Consider the following 15,324-nt stretch of genomic DNA (forward strand, 5'->3'; position numbering starts at 1 on the left):
CCACTGCCGGGCCCCTTCGTCACGTTAGAGGATGTTATGCAGCGGCTGTTGATTGGTTTTTGTGCTCTCTTTTCCCTGGCGGCCCAGGCCGCCCCGCTGACGCCCCCCCAGGGGGGCCAGTACGCCATCGTGGTGCAGGGCAACAACGGCATCGAGTTTGCCCGCCATGCGGATCAGATGATCGCCCCCGCCTCCACCATGAAGGTGCTCACCGCGCTGGCGGCCCGTCTCGAGCTCGGCGCCGACTTCCGCTTCGCCACCGACATCCAGGCCCAGCCTGGCGCCAAGCAGGGCAACGTCATCAACGGCGATATCTGGATCAACTTCGTCGGTGACCCCACCCTGTCACGGATGGATCTGCTGGCCCTGTTCAAACAGCTCGGGGTCAACCAGATCAAGGGCAACGTCTACGTCAACACCGGCGCCTACAACGGCTACGAGCGCGGCAACGGCTGGTCCTGGGGGGATCAGACCCTCTGCTTCGCCGCCCCCGTTTCCTCGGTCATCATCGACAAGAACTGCGCCTACGCCACCATCACCGCCACCCAGATCGGCAAGCCGGCGGTCGGCAACGTGGCCACCGGGGTCCCCATCGGGGTCGGTGCCGACAACGTGGAGGTGATGAGCTATGGCGACATGGCGCGCCAGTTCTGTGCGCTGGAAGTGGACATGGCCAAGGGCAACTTCTACGAGCTCAAGGGCTGCATCACCCCGAACAAGGAGCCCCAGGGGCTGCGTTTCGCCATCCACGACGTGGAAGCCTGGGGCTGGGACAACATCCGCTGGGCCATGGACCGGGCCGGCATCAAGCATGACGGCCTGCTGCGCGTTACCCACAAGTCGCCGGACAATGCCGAGACCCTGGGTACCCACTACTCTGTCTCCCTGCCGGTGATGCTGGCCAAGATGTTGAAGAAATCGGACAACCTCTACGCCGATACCTTCCTCAAGACCGTCGGCCGCCACTACTACAACAAGCCGGGCAGCTATCGCAGCGGCACCATGGCGGTGCGCGCCATCCTGACCAAGAACGGCATCGATCTGGGCAACGCCACCCTGGCCGACGGCTCGGGCCTCTCCGCCCACAACCTCATCAGTGCCCGCCAGATGCTGTCGGTGCTCAACTTCATCCAGAAAAATGATGCGGAGCTCGGCCTCATCAAGCTGCTGCCAAGCTCCCAGGTGGACGGCACCCTGGCCTGGCGGCGCAGCGTTACCGCCCCCATGATGAAGAACAAGGTGCATGCCAAGACCGGCACCATCACCGGCACTTCCAACCTGGTGGGCTTCATCGACACCGCCGGCGGCCAGCGCAAGGCGTTCGTGATGTTCCAGCGCGGCCTGTCGCAGGATCCGGCCACCCACGAGCGCTACCGCGCCAGCAAGGCCCCCTGGCCCTGGACCGTGTTCGAGAAAGGGGTGCTGGAGAGCATCTACCAGCAGCAGCCGATCCAGATCGCCGATGAGGGTTGATCCGCTGCGAGGTGAGTGACGATGACGGCCGGCGCAGTGCGCCTTATCGAAGATGGCGAACGGCCGTATCGACAATTTCCACTTTGACTAGCCACGAGGCGGGGCTATCCTGTGCCCAGCCTCAAATGAATGGAGAGAGAACATGTTTGCAGTGATTTTTGGTCGTCCTGGTTGCCCCTATTGTGTCCGTGCCAAGCAGATCGCCGAGCAACTGGTCGAACAGCGTGACGATTTCAAATTCCGCTACGTGGACATCCACGCCGAGGGCATCACCAAGGAAGATCTGGCCAAGAGCGCCGGCAAGCCGGTCAATACCGTGCCGCAAATCTTCCTGGACGAGCAGCACATCGGTGGCTGCACCGATTTCGAAGCCTATGCCAAAGAGAACCTGGGTCTCTACCAGTAAGTTCACGTTGTAAAAAAGGCGCCATCAGGCGCCTTTTTTCATGGTCGTTCCCCGGCGTCACTCCGCCACCGGGCTGAAGCGGCTCACCACCCGACCCTGATGCTCGATCCACTCCATGAACATGACCACGGGACGGGCATAGACGGCGCCATCCTGCTCCGATTGATAGACCACCAGCTGCTCCCCGGTCTCGGTGTGCAGGGCCAGGGTCAGCACCTGATAATAACCACCCTTGAAGTGACGATAACGACCGGCGGCGGGGGCTTGCATGATGACTTCTCCATGGTGTGGGTACGGGGCCCGGACAAACCTGACAGCACGCGTCAGCTCCTGTTTTTGGCCGCCGTGGGCAAAAAGAACGGCATTTTTCACGCAAGCCAATCGTGCCAGCGAGCGTGAATATTTCAACACAGTCGGGTAGCTTTGTTAATGAGCCCCTCATCTTTCACTGGATAACCTTGGTTCACACAAACGATCGTGCTAAGTTTAACGTTTTGGCAACCCTGTTTCAGGGCTAAAAATCAGGGAATTCTACTAAAAAGAGGATTGTTCTAGCATTCAATTCTGTGAAGAATAGGGGAAAAGAAATTTGATACTAAAAACCGCCTTTTTCGCCAACGCGTCCCCATGGGGAAGGAATCACAGTCACCATGTTCACAATCGACAAGTCGCACAAGCTCGACGATGTCTGCTATGACATCCGCGGCCCGGTGCATAAAGAAGCTCGCCGTCTCGAAGACGAAGGCCACCGCATCATCAAGCTCAACATCGGCAACCCGGCCCCGTTCGGCTTCGAGGCGCCGGAAGAGATCATCAAGGATGTGATCCTCAACATGCCCCAGAGCCAGGGCTACTGCGACTCCAAGGGGCTCTTCTCCGCCCGCAAGGCGGTGATGCAGTACTACCAGCAGAAAGGGATGCGCAAGGTCGACATCGACGACATCTACATTGGCAACGGCGCCAGCGAGCTCATCGTGATGGCGATGCAGGCACTGCTCAACAACGGCGACGAGATGCTGGTGCCCTCCCCCGACTATCCGCTCTGGACCGCGGCAGTGACCCTCTCCGGTGGCCATGCGGTGCACTACCGCTGCGACGAAGGGGCCGACTGGTATCCGGATCTCGACGACATCCGCGCCCGCATCACCCCGCGCACCCGCGGCCTGGTGCTGATCAACCCCAACAACCCGACCGGCGCCGTCTACGGCAGCGAGTTTTTGCTGGAGGTGATCGAGATCGCCCGCCAGCACAACCTCATCATCTTCGCCGACGAAATTTACGACAAGATCCTCTATGACGACATCTCCCACACCAGCGTCTGCACCCTGTGCGACGATGTGATGGTGGTGACCTTCAACGGCCTCTCCAAGGCCTACCGCGCCTGCGGCTTCCGCCAGGGCTGGATGGTCATCACCGGACCCAAGGGGCGTGCCAAGGGCTATATCGAGGGGCTGGAGATGCTGGCCTCCATGCGGCTGTGCGCCAACGTGCCCATGCAGCACGCCATCCAGACTGCCCTTGGCGGCTACCAGAGCATCAACGAGCTGATCCTGCCGGGCGGGCGCCTGCGCCGCCAGCGTGACAAAGCTTGGGAGCTTTTGAACGAGATCCCCGGGGTCTCCTGCGTCAAGCCCAAGGGGGCGCTCTACATGTTCCCGCGCCTCGATCCCAAGGTGTATGACATTCGCGACGACCAGAAGATGGTGTTCGACCTGCTGCAGCAGGAGAAGCTCTTGCTGGTGCAGGGCACTGGCTTCAACTGGCCGGCGCCGGATCACTTCCGGCTGGTGTTCCTGCCCCGGGAAGAGGAGCTGGAAGAGGCCATCGGCCGCCTCGCCCGCTTCCTCAAGGGTTACAAGCAGTAACCGCAACGCGGCGTCTGCCCCGGCCTGCGGCTCGCCAGCAGCAGGCCGATCATAAAAAATCCGAAGCGGTCTGCACCGCTTCGGATTTTTTTATGGCGAGAGAGTCCCGTCGCAAGGCCCGCGTTGTGGGCTATTTCTCCCCGGTGGCCACTTCGACAGGCGGCACGGCGGGGGCCTGATACCACTGATCCCGAGGCACCAGCACCGCCTGCTCCGGCTGAGCCACGAAATTGGGGGACATGATCTGCACCCCGAACTCGTTGAACACATCCTGGATATGGCCGTGCAGCTCGGTTCTGACCGGGCCGGGCAACAGCCCCTCTTTCATCCGTACCTGCAGCTCGTACTCCACGTACCAGTCCTGCAGATTGAGCTGACGCACCAGCGGGGCCTGCTCCTGATTGATCAGCTGGCAGCGCCTGGCCGCCAGCTCCAGCATGGCGTGCACCTGACGCCAGGGGGTGTCATAGCCGATGGTGACCTTGGTGAGCAGGGCAATGCCCTTGTCGCTTGCCAGTCGGCTCAGGTTGGTCACCTTGCCCCCCACCACCACGGCGTTGGGCAGGGTCACCTCGTGATCGTGACGCGTCACCAGCTTGGTCGAGAGGGCGCTCAGTTCGGTGACGACCCCCTCCACCTCCCCAATCTGCACCAGATCCCCCGGCCGCAGGGCCCGCGAGTAGATCAGCACCAGGCCGCTCATGGCATGGTTCATGATCCCGGCCGAGCCCAGGGTCACCATCAGACCGAAGAAGACGCTCACCCCCTTGAAGGCGTCCGAATCGGCCCCCGGCAGATAGGGATAGGCGACGGTCAGGGCAAACAGCCAGATCACCACCGAGAGCAGACGGCGGGTCGCCCCTATCGTCTCGGAGTGCAGCCCCTGTACCCGGAAATGGCCGCGCTCGATGCGCGCGAAGATGACCGCCAGCATACGGATGAACAGCTTGGTCAGCACGAAGATGACCAGCACGGTCGCCAGTCCTGGCATGGCGGCGATGATCCCGCCCAGGATGTTGCTGCACAGCTCCAGCAGGGAGGAGCCTAGCTGATCGCTCCAGATCCGGGTATGCGGGAACAGCCCCAACACATAGGTGAGCCAGCCATAGGTAAGCAGCAAAATCACCAGCCAGGTGAGCACGCCGATGACGCGGATCTCCAGGTTGCCGAGCACCTGGCGCCATTGATGGGGGATCAGCCCCTTCTGTTGCAGCAGGTTGTTGGCGAACCAGCGACGTGCCCGCTGGTGCCCCCGTCGCAGCAGCTGCACCACCATCAGAAACAGCAGGGTCACCAGCAGCGTCTTGCCTGCCGCCTTGAGCAGGTAGGTGTTGGAGTGCAGCTCCAGCACCTTGACCCGCACATTTTCCAGCCGCAGCCGCACCCGCTCTGCGGCCTGATCCAGGGTCAGCTCATCGAGCCACTCCAGATCTTTTTCCAGCAACACCAGCAGGTGCTTGTCATTGAGCCTGAACTCCCTGGCCTCCTGACCGAGGCGGGTCGAGCTGACCACGGTCACCGGATGGGTCAGATCCTCGGGCTGCAGCTGTCTTACCCGCTCCTTGACGATCCGTACCCGGGCCGCCCCGTCCAGGCGACCGAATTTCGCCTGCAGCATCACTATGGGTTCGTGAAACAGGGTCAGGGTCTGGGCCTGCTCCTGCTCGGTCGGCTCCAGTCTCGGCTCCGCCGCCCACCCGCTATCGACCATGAGCAGGGCCAGCAGCATCCCTGCCAGCCTGATGATCCCTCTGTGCCCCATAACCTCTCCCTCGTGACCGTCAGGTTTCATCATGATGACCACGTTCGGCAACGGACGGGGCAACGTCCCCCTATCCCTCTCCTGGCGTCATCCATGACACATAGGGCTCATCGCCCTCGCTTGCAAAAAATCGAGTCATAACAAAGATCACCAGCAGTAATAGCACTGCCGTCGCGGCGGCGAAAGGGGCAGCACTGCATTGTGCCACTGTGCTCACTTCGCCGGTCTGGCGCCTCAGTCAGGACTCATATTGATATGCTGCCAGAGGCACGCATAAAAATGAACGCCATGGCGTCCTCTTCCTGATCCATCGCGCGTCAAGGTGGCGAGCCAGCGGCTGCCTTTCACCCTGCTCTGCGCGACATGAGTAAACAACAGGGCCGCTCAACCCCGGTTGAGCGGCCCTGTTTCATCGAGACGGCGGTCTGCTTATCACCCCTGCAGCAGGGCCCCGGCCACCAGCACCGCCATGGTGATGAGGGCCACCCCTATGATGAAGGGCAACACCCAGCGCACGAAGCGATCGTAGGGGATCCTGGCGAGCGCCAGCCCCGCCACCAGGTGGGCGGCGGTGGGGGCGAACAGGTTGATCCAGCCGGAGGCGGACTGGTAGGCGGTGATCACCAGATCCCGCGAAATGCCGGAGAAGTCAGCCAGCGGCCCCATCAGCGGCATGGAGACAGTCGCCAGCCCCGAGGTGGAGGGGATGAAGAAGCTCAGGATGATGTGCACCAGATAGGCCATCAGGATGAACACCGACGAGGAGAGCCCGCTCACCAGCCCCTCGGCCCAGTGCAAGATGGTGTCGATGATGACCCCATGCTCCATCACCACATAAATGCCGCGCGCCACCGCCACCACCAGCGCCACCCCGATGAGATCCCGCGCCCCGTTGAGGAAGGTTGCCACATAGTTGGACTCCGGCATCCGGTTGATCAGCGCGATCAGGATGGAGGCGCTGAAGAAGAGGGTGGAGAGCTCGTCAAACCACCAGCCCAGGGTGGGCAGCAGATCGATGCCCAGATCGGACCAGGGCACCACCGCATAGATCATCAGCAAGAAGGAGCCGAAGAAGACCAGCATGGTGAGCTTCTGCTTGCCGCTGAAGGCGAGGTTGCCGCTCTTCATCTGGGAGAACTCGTCGTCATAGGCGATGTCGGCCAGCACGGAGCGGGACTTGTCCTGCTGCACCTGCTTGGCGTAGCGCATCACGAACCAGGAGGCGAAGATCACCAGCAGCAGCCACTGGATGACCCGCAGGCCAATCCCCTCACCGATGGGGATGCCGGCAAAACCGGAGGCGATGCCGGTGGCAAACGGGTTGACGGTGGAGGCGAGCACCCCGACCCCGGAGCCGAGCAGGATGATCCCCGCCGCCACCATGCGATCGAAGCCCGCCGCCATCATCACCGGCACGATCAGCGCCCAGAAGGCCACCGTCTCCTCCGCCATGCCGAAGGTGGAGCCGCCGAGGGCAAACAGGGCGATGAGCACCGGAATGAGCAGCCGCTCGCGCCCGGCAAAGGCACGGACGATGGCCCCTACCCCGGCATCGAGCGCCCCGCTCTGCATGGTCACCGCCAGAAAGCCACCGATGATGAGCACGAACAGCGCCACGTCCGCCGCCTTGTGAAAGCCCTGAATGGGGGCCTTGAGCACATCGAATAGCCCCTGCGGCTGGGAGGGGAGCTCGGTGTAGCTGCCTGGCACCGGTAACAGCCGCTCGTCGCCGCTGTAATCTGCCACGGCCGCCGCAGCCACCGGCTGCTGGCTCTTAGCGGTCACATAGTTGTATTTGCCCGCCGGCAGCACCCAGGTGAGGGCCGCCATCAGGGCGATGATGATGAAAAGCAGGGTGTAAACCGTGGGGAGTTGGCGCTTCTTGGGCGCGTCATTTGGAGTGGTCATAGCTTCCGTACCTCGGCAATGCCGTCATGTGATCCGATCACCGCCAGACTAGCGGGTTTGATATGGGAAAAAGGTGATCGCGGATAATAAAATTTCGCAAGTTGGCGGGATTTTTGCCAAAAAAACGGGGCCCCGCGGGGCCCCGTTTTCACTTGGGTCAGACTCAGAGTTCGACCACGTCGAACTGCACGTCCGGATTCACGTCCGCGTCGTAATCCACCTCGTCCAGCCCGAAACCGAACAGGCGCAGGAACTCCTGCTTGTAGCCGGTGTAATCGGTCAGCTCGGAGAGGTTTTCGCTGGTGATGGACGGCCACAGGTCGCGGCAGGTCTGCTGTACGTCTTCGCGCAGCTCCCAGTCATCCATGCGGATGCGGGCCTGCTCGTCCAGCGCCAGATCGGCGCCGTACAGACGGGTGCGCATCATGCGATCCACCTGCTCCATGCAGCCCTCGTGAATGCCCTTCTCCTTCATGATCTTGAAGGCCATGGAGATGTAGAGCGGCATCACCGGAATGGCGCTTGATGCCTGGGTCACCACGGACTTGAGCACGGCCACGTGGGCGGTGCCGCCCTTGGCGGCCAGATCGCCACGGATGGCGGCGGCGGCGCGGTCCAGATCTTCCTTGGCGCGGCCCAGGGTGCCATGCCAGTAGATGGGCCAAGTCAGATCGGTACCGATGTAGGAGTAGGCCACGGACTTGGCGCCGTCGGCCAGCACGCCCGCATCGCGCAGGGCAGCCATCCACAGCTCCCAATCCTGACCGCCCATGACGGTGATGGTGTTCTGGATCTCTTCCTCATTCGCCGGCTCGACGGTGGCGGTGATGATCTGATCCTTGTTGGTGTCGATGGCGGTGGTGGTGTAGACCTCGCCGATGGGTTTGAGGGCGGAGCGCACCACTTCACCGGTTTCCGGCATCTTGCGCACCGGCGAGGCCAGGGAGTAGACCACCAGGTCAATCTGACCCAGATCCTGCTTGATGAGCTCGATCACCTTGGCGCGGCATTCGTTGGAAAAGGCATCGCCGTTGACGCTTTTCGCGTACAGACCTGCCTCTTTGGCGGCCTTGTCGAAGGCGGCGGAGTTGTACCAGCCGGCGGTACCGGTCTTGGTTTCGCTGCCCGCTTTTTCAAAGAAGACGCCGAGGGTGGCGGCGCCGGAGCCGAAGGCGGCGGCAATGCGAGACGCCAGGCCATAACCTGTGGAGGCGCCGATCACCAGCACCTTCTTGGGGCCATTCTCGATGGTGCCCTTGGCCTGGGTATAGGCAATCTGACGACGAACATTGGCTTCGCAACCGACCGGGTGAGTGGTGGTGCAGATAAAGCCGCGAACCTTGGGTTTGATGATCATGTGTTGTCTCTTATCCGTTTGATGGATGAAATCGGGGCATAAGATACCTCATCTTGCCGCGATAAGGTGCTCTGATGTGTTGAATCGCAGGGAAAATGAGCAAATGGAGGGACAAAAACCGCCGCCGCCCCTCCTACCGTCACGCCCTCAGGCGGACTTGCCCCGTTCCCCCTGTTGCCGCTCCCCCACATGGAACAATAAATAACGACAAAACAAGCAGTTCCCCCCAATGGCCAAGGCGATGGCCAAAGAACCTGTACTAGTATTCAGACGGTCGGTTATTGTCATGAAGAGCCTCACAGGGGTCTTAACAAGGAGCTCCGCCATGTTTTGGAATCGCACGGGAAATCACGACAAGAGTGAACAAGCGGCAAAGATCGCAGCACTCGGCGCCTTTGAGCAGGCCATCCAGTCACGGCTGCCCTATATCGAATTCACCCCGGAGGGGGTCATCACCTTCGTCAACGATCGCTTTCTCGCCATCGTGGGCTACGGCCGGGAGGAGGTGATCGGCAAGCACCACAGCTCTCTCTGCTTCCCCGACGATGTCAACACCCGGGAATACGAGCAGCTATGGCAGGAGCTGCGGCGGGGAGAGTCGCGCAGCGGCCGCTTCATTCGGCAGGCCAAATCGGGCAAGGCGGTCTGGCTCGAAGCCAGCTACTTCCCGATCCTCCTCGATGGCAAGGTGATCAAGGTGGCCAAGGTGGCCTCCAACGTCAGCGAGCAACAATCCACCCTGGAGCGCACCCAGGCCCTGCTGACAGCACTGGACAAGTCCCTGGCCGTCATCGACTTCCAACCCGATGGCACCGTCATCACCGCCAACCAGAACTTCCTGCACTGTTTTGGCTACCGGCTGGACGAGGTGGTGGGTCAGCCCCACCGCATGTTCTGCGACGAGGAGTTTTATCAGCAGAATCCCAACTTCTGGCGGGATCTCGGATCCGGCGCCATCCAGTCCGGGCTCTTCATGCGCCGCGGCCGCCACGGCGAGAAGATCTGGCTGGAGGCCACCTACAACCCCATCTTCAACCACGAGCGCAAGGTGGTGAAGATCATCAAGCTGGCGAGCGACATCAGCGAGCGGGTGGAGAAATCCATCTCGGTGCGCGAAGCGGCCCAGAAAGCCTGCGCCATCGCCGGTGAGACCGTCTCGAGCGCCGCCAAAGGGCGGGAGGTGATCGACAAGGTGCTGGAAACCTCGGCCCACATCAACAGTTCGGTCAGCGAGGTCACCCGGCAGATAGAGAACCTCAACCAGCAGTCGAGAAGCATAGAGTCCATCATCTCGACCATCAGCAGCATCGCGGATCAGACCAACCTGCTGGCGCTCAACGCCGCCATCGAAGCGGCCCGCGCCGGCGAGCAGGGGCGCGGATTTGCGGTGGTGGCCGATGAAGTGCGCCAGCTGGCGGCCAGAACCTCCACCTCCACCGGCGAGATTGTCTCCGTCATCCGGCTTAACTCCGACATCACCTCCAGGATCACCCAGACCGTCTCGGTGGTATCGGAAAAGGCGATGGCAGGTCAGGCCCAGGCCGACATCATCGCCGGCGTCATTCAGGAGATCATCGAGGACGCCAACTCCGTCTCGGAGACGGTCAAAGGGCTCTCCATCTAGCCATTTCGCCCACAACAGACAGGCGACGCCGGTGCGTCGCCTGTTTGCTTTGTCTCCTGTGTTACCCGCCTGCATTCGATGGGGTGCTCCGCCCGTTACCCCTCGGCGGTGACGGCCTGCGCCCCCTTGCGCCTGGCCGGCAGTTGCCCCAGCGCGATGCCCAGCAGCACGGCGCCGCAGGCCACCCATTGCAGGGCATTGAGGGTCTCCCCCAACAGCAGGTAGGCCAGCAGCAGGGTAAACACCGGGATGAGATTGACGTAGGCTGCCGCCAGCGTCACCTTCACCTGGGTCACCGACCAGTTGTAGAGCAGGTAGGCCCCGAGCGTCACGCAGGCACCGAGAAAGACGATGACCGCCATATCCTGCCAGGCCCAGTCTGCAGGCCAGGGCTCGCTGAGGGCAAAGGGGGCGAAAAAGAGGGTGCCGACGAAAGCCTGCAGGGCGGTCAGGGTCAGCACGCTGTAGCGGCTGCAGAGCATCTTGAACACCACCGAGTAGGTGGCGGCGCAGAACATGGCCGCCATCTCCAGGCTGTTGCCAAGCAGGGCGTTGGGGGCAGACTCATCGGCTCCGCTGCCAAAACCGAGCAGGGCGATGCCGAAGATGGCCACGGCAAAGCCGAGCAGCTGGCGGCGGCTCACCCGCTCCCCGATCAGCAAAAAGGCGACCAGGGCCACCACCAGCGGCAGCAGGGCGCAGACCATGCCCGCCTGGCCGGCGCTGGTGTAGCGCAGGGCGTTGACCTCCAGCAGAAAATAGAGACAAGGCTCCAGTGCCCCCATCAAGGCCAGCCAGCGCCAATCCCCTGGCTGGTAGCGAAAATTGCCGAGATAGCGGTAGCAGCACAGCCAGCAAAGGGCCGCCACGCTCATGCGCATGAAGAGCACCTGACCGAAGCCCCAGACCGCCAGCACGTGCTTGAGCGCGATGAAGGAGCTGGACCAGAGCAGCATCGCCAGAGTCAGGGTAAAAATGGGTAAAGGGCGCACGTTTCCTCCATGAAATTGGCTATTTGAATAATAACCATGCGGCCTTGCGGTTGTTAAAAGGCACCTAAAATCAGATAATACCGCCGCCTTCAAACCGGATAACCAACCTGCAATGACTGAGTACCTGCTTTTACTGGTCGGCACCGTGCTGATCAACAACTTCGTGCTGGTGAAGTTTCTTGGCCTGTGCCCCTTCATGGGCGTCTCCGGCAAGCTGGAAACCGCCATCGGCATGGGGTTGGCGACCACCTTCGTGATGACCCTGGCCAGCGCCTGTTCCTATCTGATGGAACACTATATCCTGATCCCGCTGAACATCGCCTACCTGCGCACGCTCGCCTTCATTCTTGTGATCGCCGTCGTGGTTCAGTTTACCGAGATGGTTATCCGCAAGAGCAGCCCCACTCTCTACCGTCTGCTTGGCATCTTCCTGCCGCTCATCACCACCAACTGTGCCGTGCTGGGGGTGGCGCTGCTCAGCATCAACGAGCACCACAACTTCATCCAGAGCATCATCTACGGCTTTGGTGCCGCCACCGGCTTCTCGCTGGTACTGATCCTGTTTGCCGCCATGCGTGAGCGCCTGGTGGCCGCCGATGTTCCCACCCCGTTTCGCGGCGTCTCCATCGCCATGATCACCGCCGGCCTGATGTCGCTGGCCTTTATGGGCTTTACCGGCCTCATCAAGATATAGCGCTATGATTCACATTCTTTTTGCCGTTCTGGTGTTGGCTCTGCTGGCCCTGGCTTTCGGCATCATTCTGGGCTTTGCCGCCGTCAAGTTTCATGTGGAAGCCGATCCCATCGTCGATCAGCTCGACGCCCTGCTGCCGCAAACCCAGTGCGGCCAGTGCGGCTACCCTGGCTGCAAACCCTACGCCGAGGCACTGGCCAACGGCGATCAGATCAACAAGTGCGTGCCCGGTGGCGATGCCACCATGCGCAAGATTGCCGATCTGATGGGGGTCGAACCCCAGCCGCTGGGCGGCGCAGAAGCCGCCGTACCGGTCAAGAAAGTCGCCTTCATCCATGAAGATCAGTGCATCGGCTGCACCAAGTGCATCCAGGCCTGCCCGGTCGATGCCATCGTCGGTGCCACCAAGGCGATGCACACCGTGATCAAGGACGAGTGCACCGGCTGCGATCTCTGCGTCGATCCCTGCCCGACCGACTGCATCGAGATGATCCCGGTGCCCACCACGGTCGACAACTGGAAGTGGGATCTCAACAACGTCACCATTCCGGTCAAGATAGTGGAGTAACCATGCAGTCCTTACTCGAACGCATCAAAGCCGGCACCCTGTGGGATTTTCACGGCGGCATTCATCCTCCCGAAAACAAGGAGCAGTCCAGCCTCACCCCAGTGGTGGACGCGGGTCTGCCGCCCCAGCTCATCATTCCGGTGCGCCAGCACGCGGGCCCGGCCGGCGATCTGCTGGTGCGGGTCGGCGACCGGGTCAAGAAGGGTCAGCCACTCACCCGTCATGAGAAGGGGCGGATCGTGCCGGTGCACGCCTCTACCTCCGGCACCATCACCGCCATCGGCCACCATACGGTGGCCCACCCCTCCGGTCTCGACGATCTCTGCATCACCCTCACCCCGGATGGCGAAGATGCCTGGGGCGAGCGCAAGGGCCAAGCCGACTACTGGAATCTGGAGCGGGGTGAACTGCTCGAGCGCATTCAGCAGGCCGGTATCGCGGGCCTTGGCGGCGCCGTGTTCCCGACTCACAGCAAGCTCGATGGCCGCGGCCAGCTCACCGAGATCCTCATCGTCAACGGCCTCGAATGCGAGCCCTACATCACCACCGATGACCGGCTGATGCAGGAGTATGCCGACGAGATCATGGACGGCATCCGGGTGCTCAAGCACCTGCTCAAACCCAAGCTGACCCTGATCGGGGTGGAAGACAACAAGCCGGCCGCCATCGGCGAGCTGACCCGTCACGCCACCGACGAAGACGTACTGGTCAAGACGGTCCCCACCAAGTACCCCTCGGGCGGCGCCAAGCAGACCATAGAGCTGCTCACCGGTCGTCAGGTACCCAAAGGCGGCCGCGCGGTGGACATGGGCATCATGGTGCTCAACGTGGCCACCGTGTTTGCCATCAAGCGCGCCATCATCGACGGCGAACCGCTCATCTCCCGCATCGTCACCCTCACCGGCGACGCCTTCAAGAAGCCGGGCAACGCCTGGGTGCTGCTGGGCACGCCGGTGCGCTGGCTGCTGCAGCGCTTCGAGCTGCAGCCCGAGGCGGATCAGCGGGTGATCATGGGGGGGCCCATGATGGGCTTCACCCTGCCCCACGCCATGGTACCCGTGGTCAAGGCCACCAACTGCCTGCTCTCCCCCACCCGGGCCGAGCTGCCGCCACCCGGTCCGGAGCAGGCCTGCATTCGCTGCAGCGCCTGTGCCGACGCCTGCCCGGCCAACCTGTTGCCGCAGGAGCTCTACTGGTACAGCCGGGCCAAGGAGTACGACAAGGCAGAAGGGCTCAACCTGTTCGACTGCATCGAATGCGGCGCCTGCGCCTGGGTCTGCCCGAGCGAGATCCCGCTGGTGCAGTACTACAAGATTGCCAAGGATGATATCCGCGAGGCCCGCGCCGAGGCCGAGAAGGCCGAGCGCGCCAAGCAGCGCTTCGAGGCCAAGCAGGCCCGCTTCGAGCGGGAGAAAGCCGCTCGCGAAGCCCGCCATGCCGAGGCGGCCGCCCAGCGGCGCCAGGCCATGACGGCGGCCGGCGGAGAAGATCCGGTAGCCGCGGCCCTGGCCCGTCTCAAGGCCAAGCAGGAGGCTCCCGTCACGGCCGTTGCCGCCACTGCCGAAGGTGTGCCCGACAACAGCGCGGTGATCGCCGCCCGTGAGGCCCGCAAGCGGGAGGCGGAAGCCCGCCGCGCCGCCAAGGCGCTCGACACGACGGCAGCCGAGCCGGGCGATGCCACTGCCACCACTGAGGCGGATCCGAAAAAAGCGGCCATCGCCGCCGCACTGGCGCGGGCCAAGGCCAAGAAAGCAGCCCAGAGCGGTGACACCGAGGCGGCACAGGCCACCCCGGAGGATGCCACAGCATCAACCAGTGCTGCTGCCCAGAGCGATCCCAAGAAGGCCGCCATCGCGGCAGCCATTGCCCGTGCCAAAGCGAAGAAAGCGCAAGCTGGCAGCGAGACAGATGCCACCGAACCAGGCGCTGACAGCAGTGCGGCGACAGCCGAGCCGACCGGCGCGGGAGACGATCCCAAGAAGGCAGCCATTGCCGCCGCCATCGCCCGTGCCAAGGCCAAGAAGGCCGCGGCTCAGGCACAAGGCGACAAAGCCGTAACCGAGGGTGAAGAGGCCGTTGCTGCCGTCCAGCAGCCTGACACTGCCGACGCAGATCCCAAGAAGGCAGCCATCGCCGCCGCCATCGCCCGTGCCAAGGCCAAGAAGGCCGCGGCTCAGGCGCAAGGTGACACTGTCGTAACCGAGGATGAAGAGGCCGTTGCGGCGGCCCCTGCTTCCGCCCCGCAACCTGACGCTGCCGATGTGGAACCCAAGAAGGCGGCCATTGCCGCCGCTATCGCCCGCGCCAAGGCCAAGAAGGCCGCGGCTCAGGCGCAAGGCGACACCGCCGTGAGCGAGGGTGAAGAGGCCGTGGCGGCTGCGCCAGCAGTAGTTTCGCAGCCTGATGCCGCCGAGGCGGATCCCAAGAAGGCGGCCATCGCCGCCGCCATCGCCCGCGCCAAGGCCAAGAAGGCTGCGGCTCAGGCGCAAGGCGACGCAGTCGTAAGCGCGGATGAAGAGGCCGTTGCTGCCGCCGTCCCGCAGCCTGATGCCGCCGAGGCGGATCCCAAGAAAGCGGCCATCGCTGCCGCCGTGGCCCGTGCCAAGGCCCGGAAACTGGCGGCCGAGGCGGCAGCCCAGGCCTCCCCTTCTCCATCGACCGACAAGAGCCACTGA

Annotated in this window: 12 protein-coding genes; 7 read left to right on the forward strand and 5 right to left on the reverse strand. The window is 62.8% G+C overall.

The genetic code is table 11. The features are described 5' to 3' along the window. Window positions 1-36 precede the first annotated feature (36 nt). Both dacB and AB5Y81_RS13875 read left to right on the forward strand, forming a co-directional pair. On the forward strand, window positions 37-1,473 hold the full coding sequence (gene dacB, locus AB5Y81_RS13870) for a D-alanyl-D-alanine carboxypeptidase/D-alanyl-D-alanine-endopeptidase (protein WP_010633641.1): 1,437 nt from the start codon (window positions 37-39) through the stop codon (window positions 1,471-1,473). Window positions 1,474-1,615: 142 nt separating this feature from the next. Next, window positions 1,616-1,879 (forward strand): GrxA family glutaredoxin, encoded by a 264-nt coding sequence (locus AB5Y81_RS13875; RefSeq protein WP_010633640.1) that lies wholly within the window; start codon window positions 1,616-1,618, stop codon window positions 1,877-1,879. Window positions 1,880-1,936: 57 nt separating this feature from the next. Here the strand turns inward: AB5Y81_RS13875 and AB5Y81_RS13880 are convergent, their stop codons facing one another. After that, window positions 1,937-2,149 (reverse strand): DUF1653 domain-containing protein, encoded by a 213-nt coding sequence (locus tag AB5Y81_RS13880; RefSeq protein ID WP_005302238.1) that lies wholly within the window; start codon window positions 2,147-2,149, stop codon window positions 1,937-1,939. A gap of 380 nt (window positions 2,150-2,529) precedes the next feature. On the opposite strand from AB5Y81_RS13880, the gene AB5Y81_RS13885 reads away from it, so the two are divergent. Next, window positions 2,530-3,744, forward strand: a complete 1,215-nt coding sequence (locus AB5Y81_RS13885; protein WP_005302243.1) for a pyridoxal phosphate-dependent aminotransferase — start codon at window positions 2,530-2,532, stop codon at window positions 3,742-3,744. Between the two features lie 130 nt (window positions 3,745-3,874). Here AB5Y81_RS13885 and AB5Y81_RS13890 read toward each other — a convergent pair whose 3' ends face one another. From AB5Y81_RS13890 to fabV, 3 genes are all read right to left on the reverse strand, one after another. Then, window positions 3,875-5,506: a mechanosensitive ion channel family protein gene (locus AB5Y81_RS13890; RefSeq protein WP_201891342.1), complete on the reverse strand. Its 1,632-nt coding sequence runs from the start codon at window positions 5,504-5,506 to the stop codon at window positions 3,875-3,877. 432 nt (window positions 5,507-5,938) lie between these two features. Beyond that, window positions 5,939-7,414 carry a YfcC family protein gene (locus tag AB5Y81_RS13895; RefSeq protein WP_279484182.1) on the reverse strand — a complete coding sequence of 492 codons (1,476 nt, stop codon included), beginning with the start codon at window positions 7,412-7,414 and terminating at the stop codon, window positions 5,939-5,941. Between the two features lie 163 nt (window positions 7,415-7,577). Next, entirely contained in the window at window positions 7,578-8,771 is a 1,194-nt protein-coding gene (fabV, locus tag AB5Y81_RS13900; RefSeq protein WP_005302251.1) for an enoyl-ACP reductase FabV, read from the reverse strand. Between the two features lie 325 nt (window positions 8,772-9,096). Between fabV and AB5Y81_RS13905 the strand changes: the two genes are divergently transcribed. Beyond that, complete coding sequence (locus AB5Y81_RS13905) at window positions 9,097-10,395, forward strand: PAS domain-containing methyl-accepting chemotaxis protein (protein ID WP_017784045.1); 1,299 nt, start codon at window positions 9,097-9,099, stop codon at window positions 10,393-10,395. 95 nt (window positions 10,396-10,490) lie between these two features. Here AB5Y81_RS13905 and AB5Y81_RS13910 read toward each other — a convergent pair whose 3' ends face one another. Next, a complete protein-coding gene (locus AB5Y81_RS13910; protein WP_279484181.1) occupies window positions 10,491-11,387 on the reverse strand; it encodes a DMT family transporter in 897 nt (298 codons plus the stop codon). A gap of 112 nt (window positions 11,388-11,499) precedes the next feature. Here AB5Y81_RS13910 and rsxA point away from each other — a divergent pair, with 112 nt between their 5' ends. The 3 genes from rsxA to rsxC are packed head-to-tail and all read left to right on the forward strand — an operon-like array spanning window position 11,500 to window position 15,324. Then, window positions 11,500-12,081, forward strand: a complete 582-nt coding sequence (rsxA, locus tag AB5Y81_RS13915) for an electron transport complex subunit RsxA (protein WP_005302262.1) — start codon at window positions 11,500-11,502, stop codon at window positions 12,079-12,081. 4 nt (window positions 12,082-12,085) lie between these two features. After that, window positions 12,086-12,649 (forward strand): electron transport complex subunit RsxB, encoded by a 564-nt coding sequence (rsxB, locus tag AB5Y81_RS13920; RefSeq protein ID WP_005302265.1) that lies wholly within the window; start codon window positions 12,086-12,088, stop codon window positions 12,647-12,649. A gap of 2 nt (window positions 12,650-12,651) precedes the next feature. Further along, window positions 12,652-15,324: an electron transport complex subunit RsxC gene (gene rsxC, locus AB5Y81_RS13925; protein ID WP_279484180.1), complete on the forward strand. Its 2,673-nt coding sequence runs from the start codon at window positions 12,652-12,654 to the stop codon at window positions 15,322-15,324.

Origin of the sequence: Aeromonas sp. s2 (assembly GCF_040907935.1) — a bacterium.
Taxonomy (GTDB): domain Bacteria; phylum Pseudomonadota; class Gammaproteobacteria; order Enterobacterales; family Aeromonadaceae; genus Aeromonas; species Aeromonas dhakensis.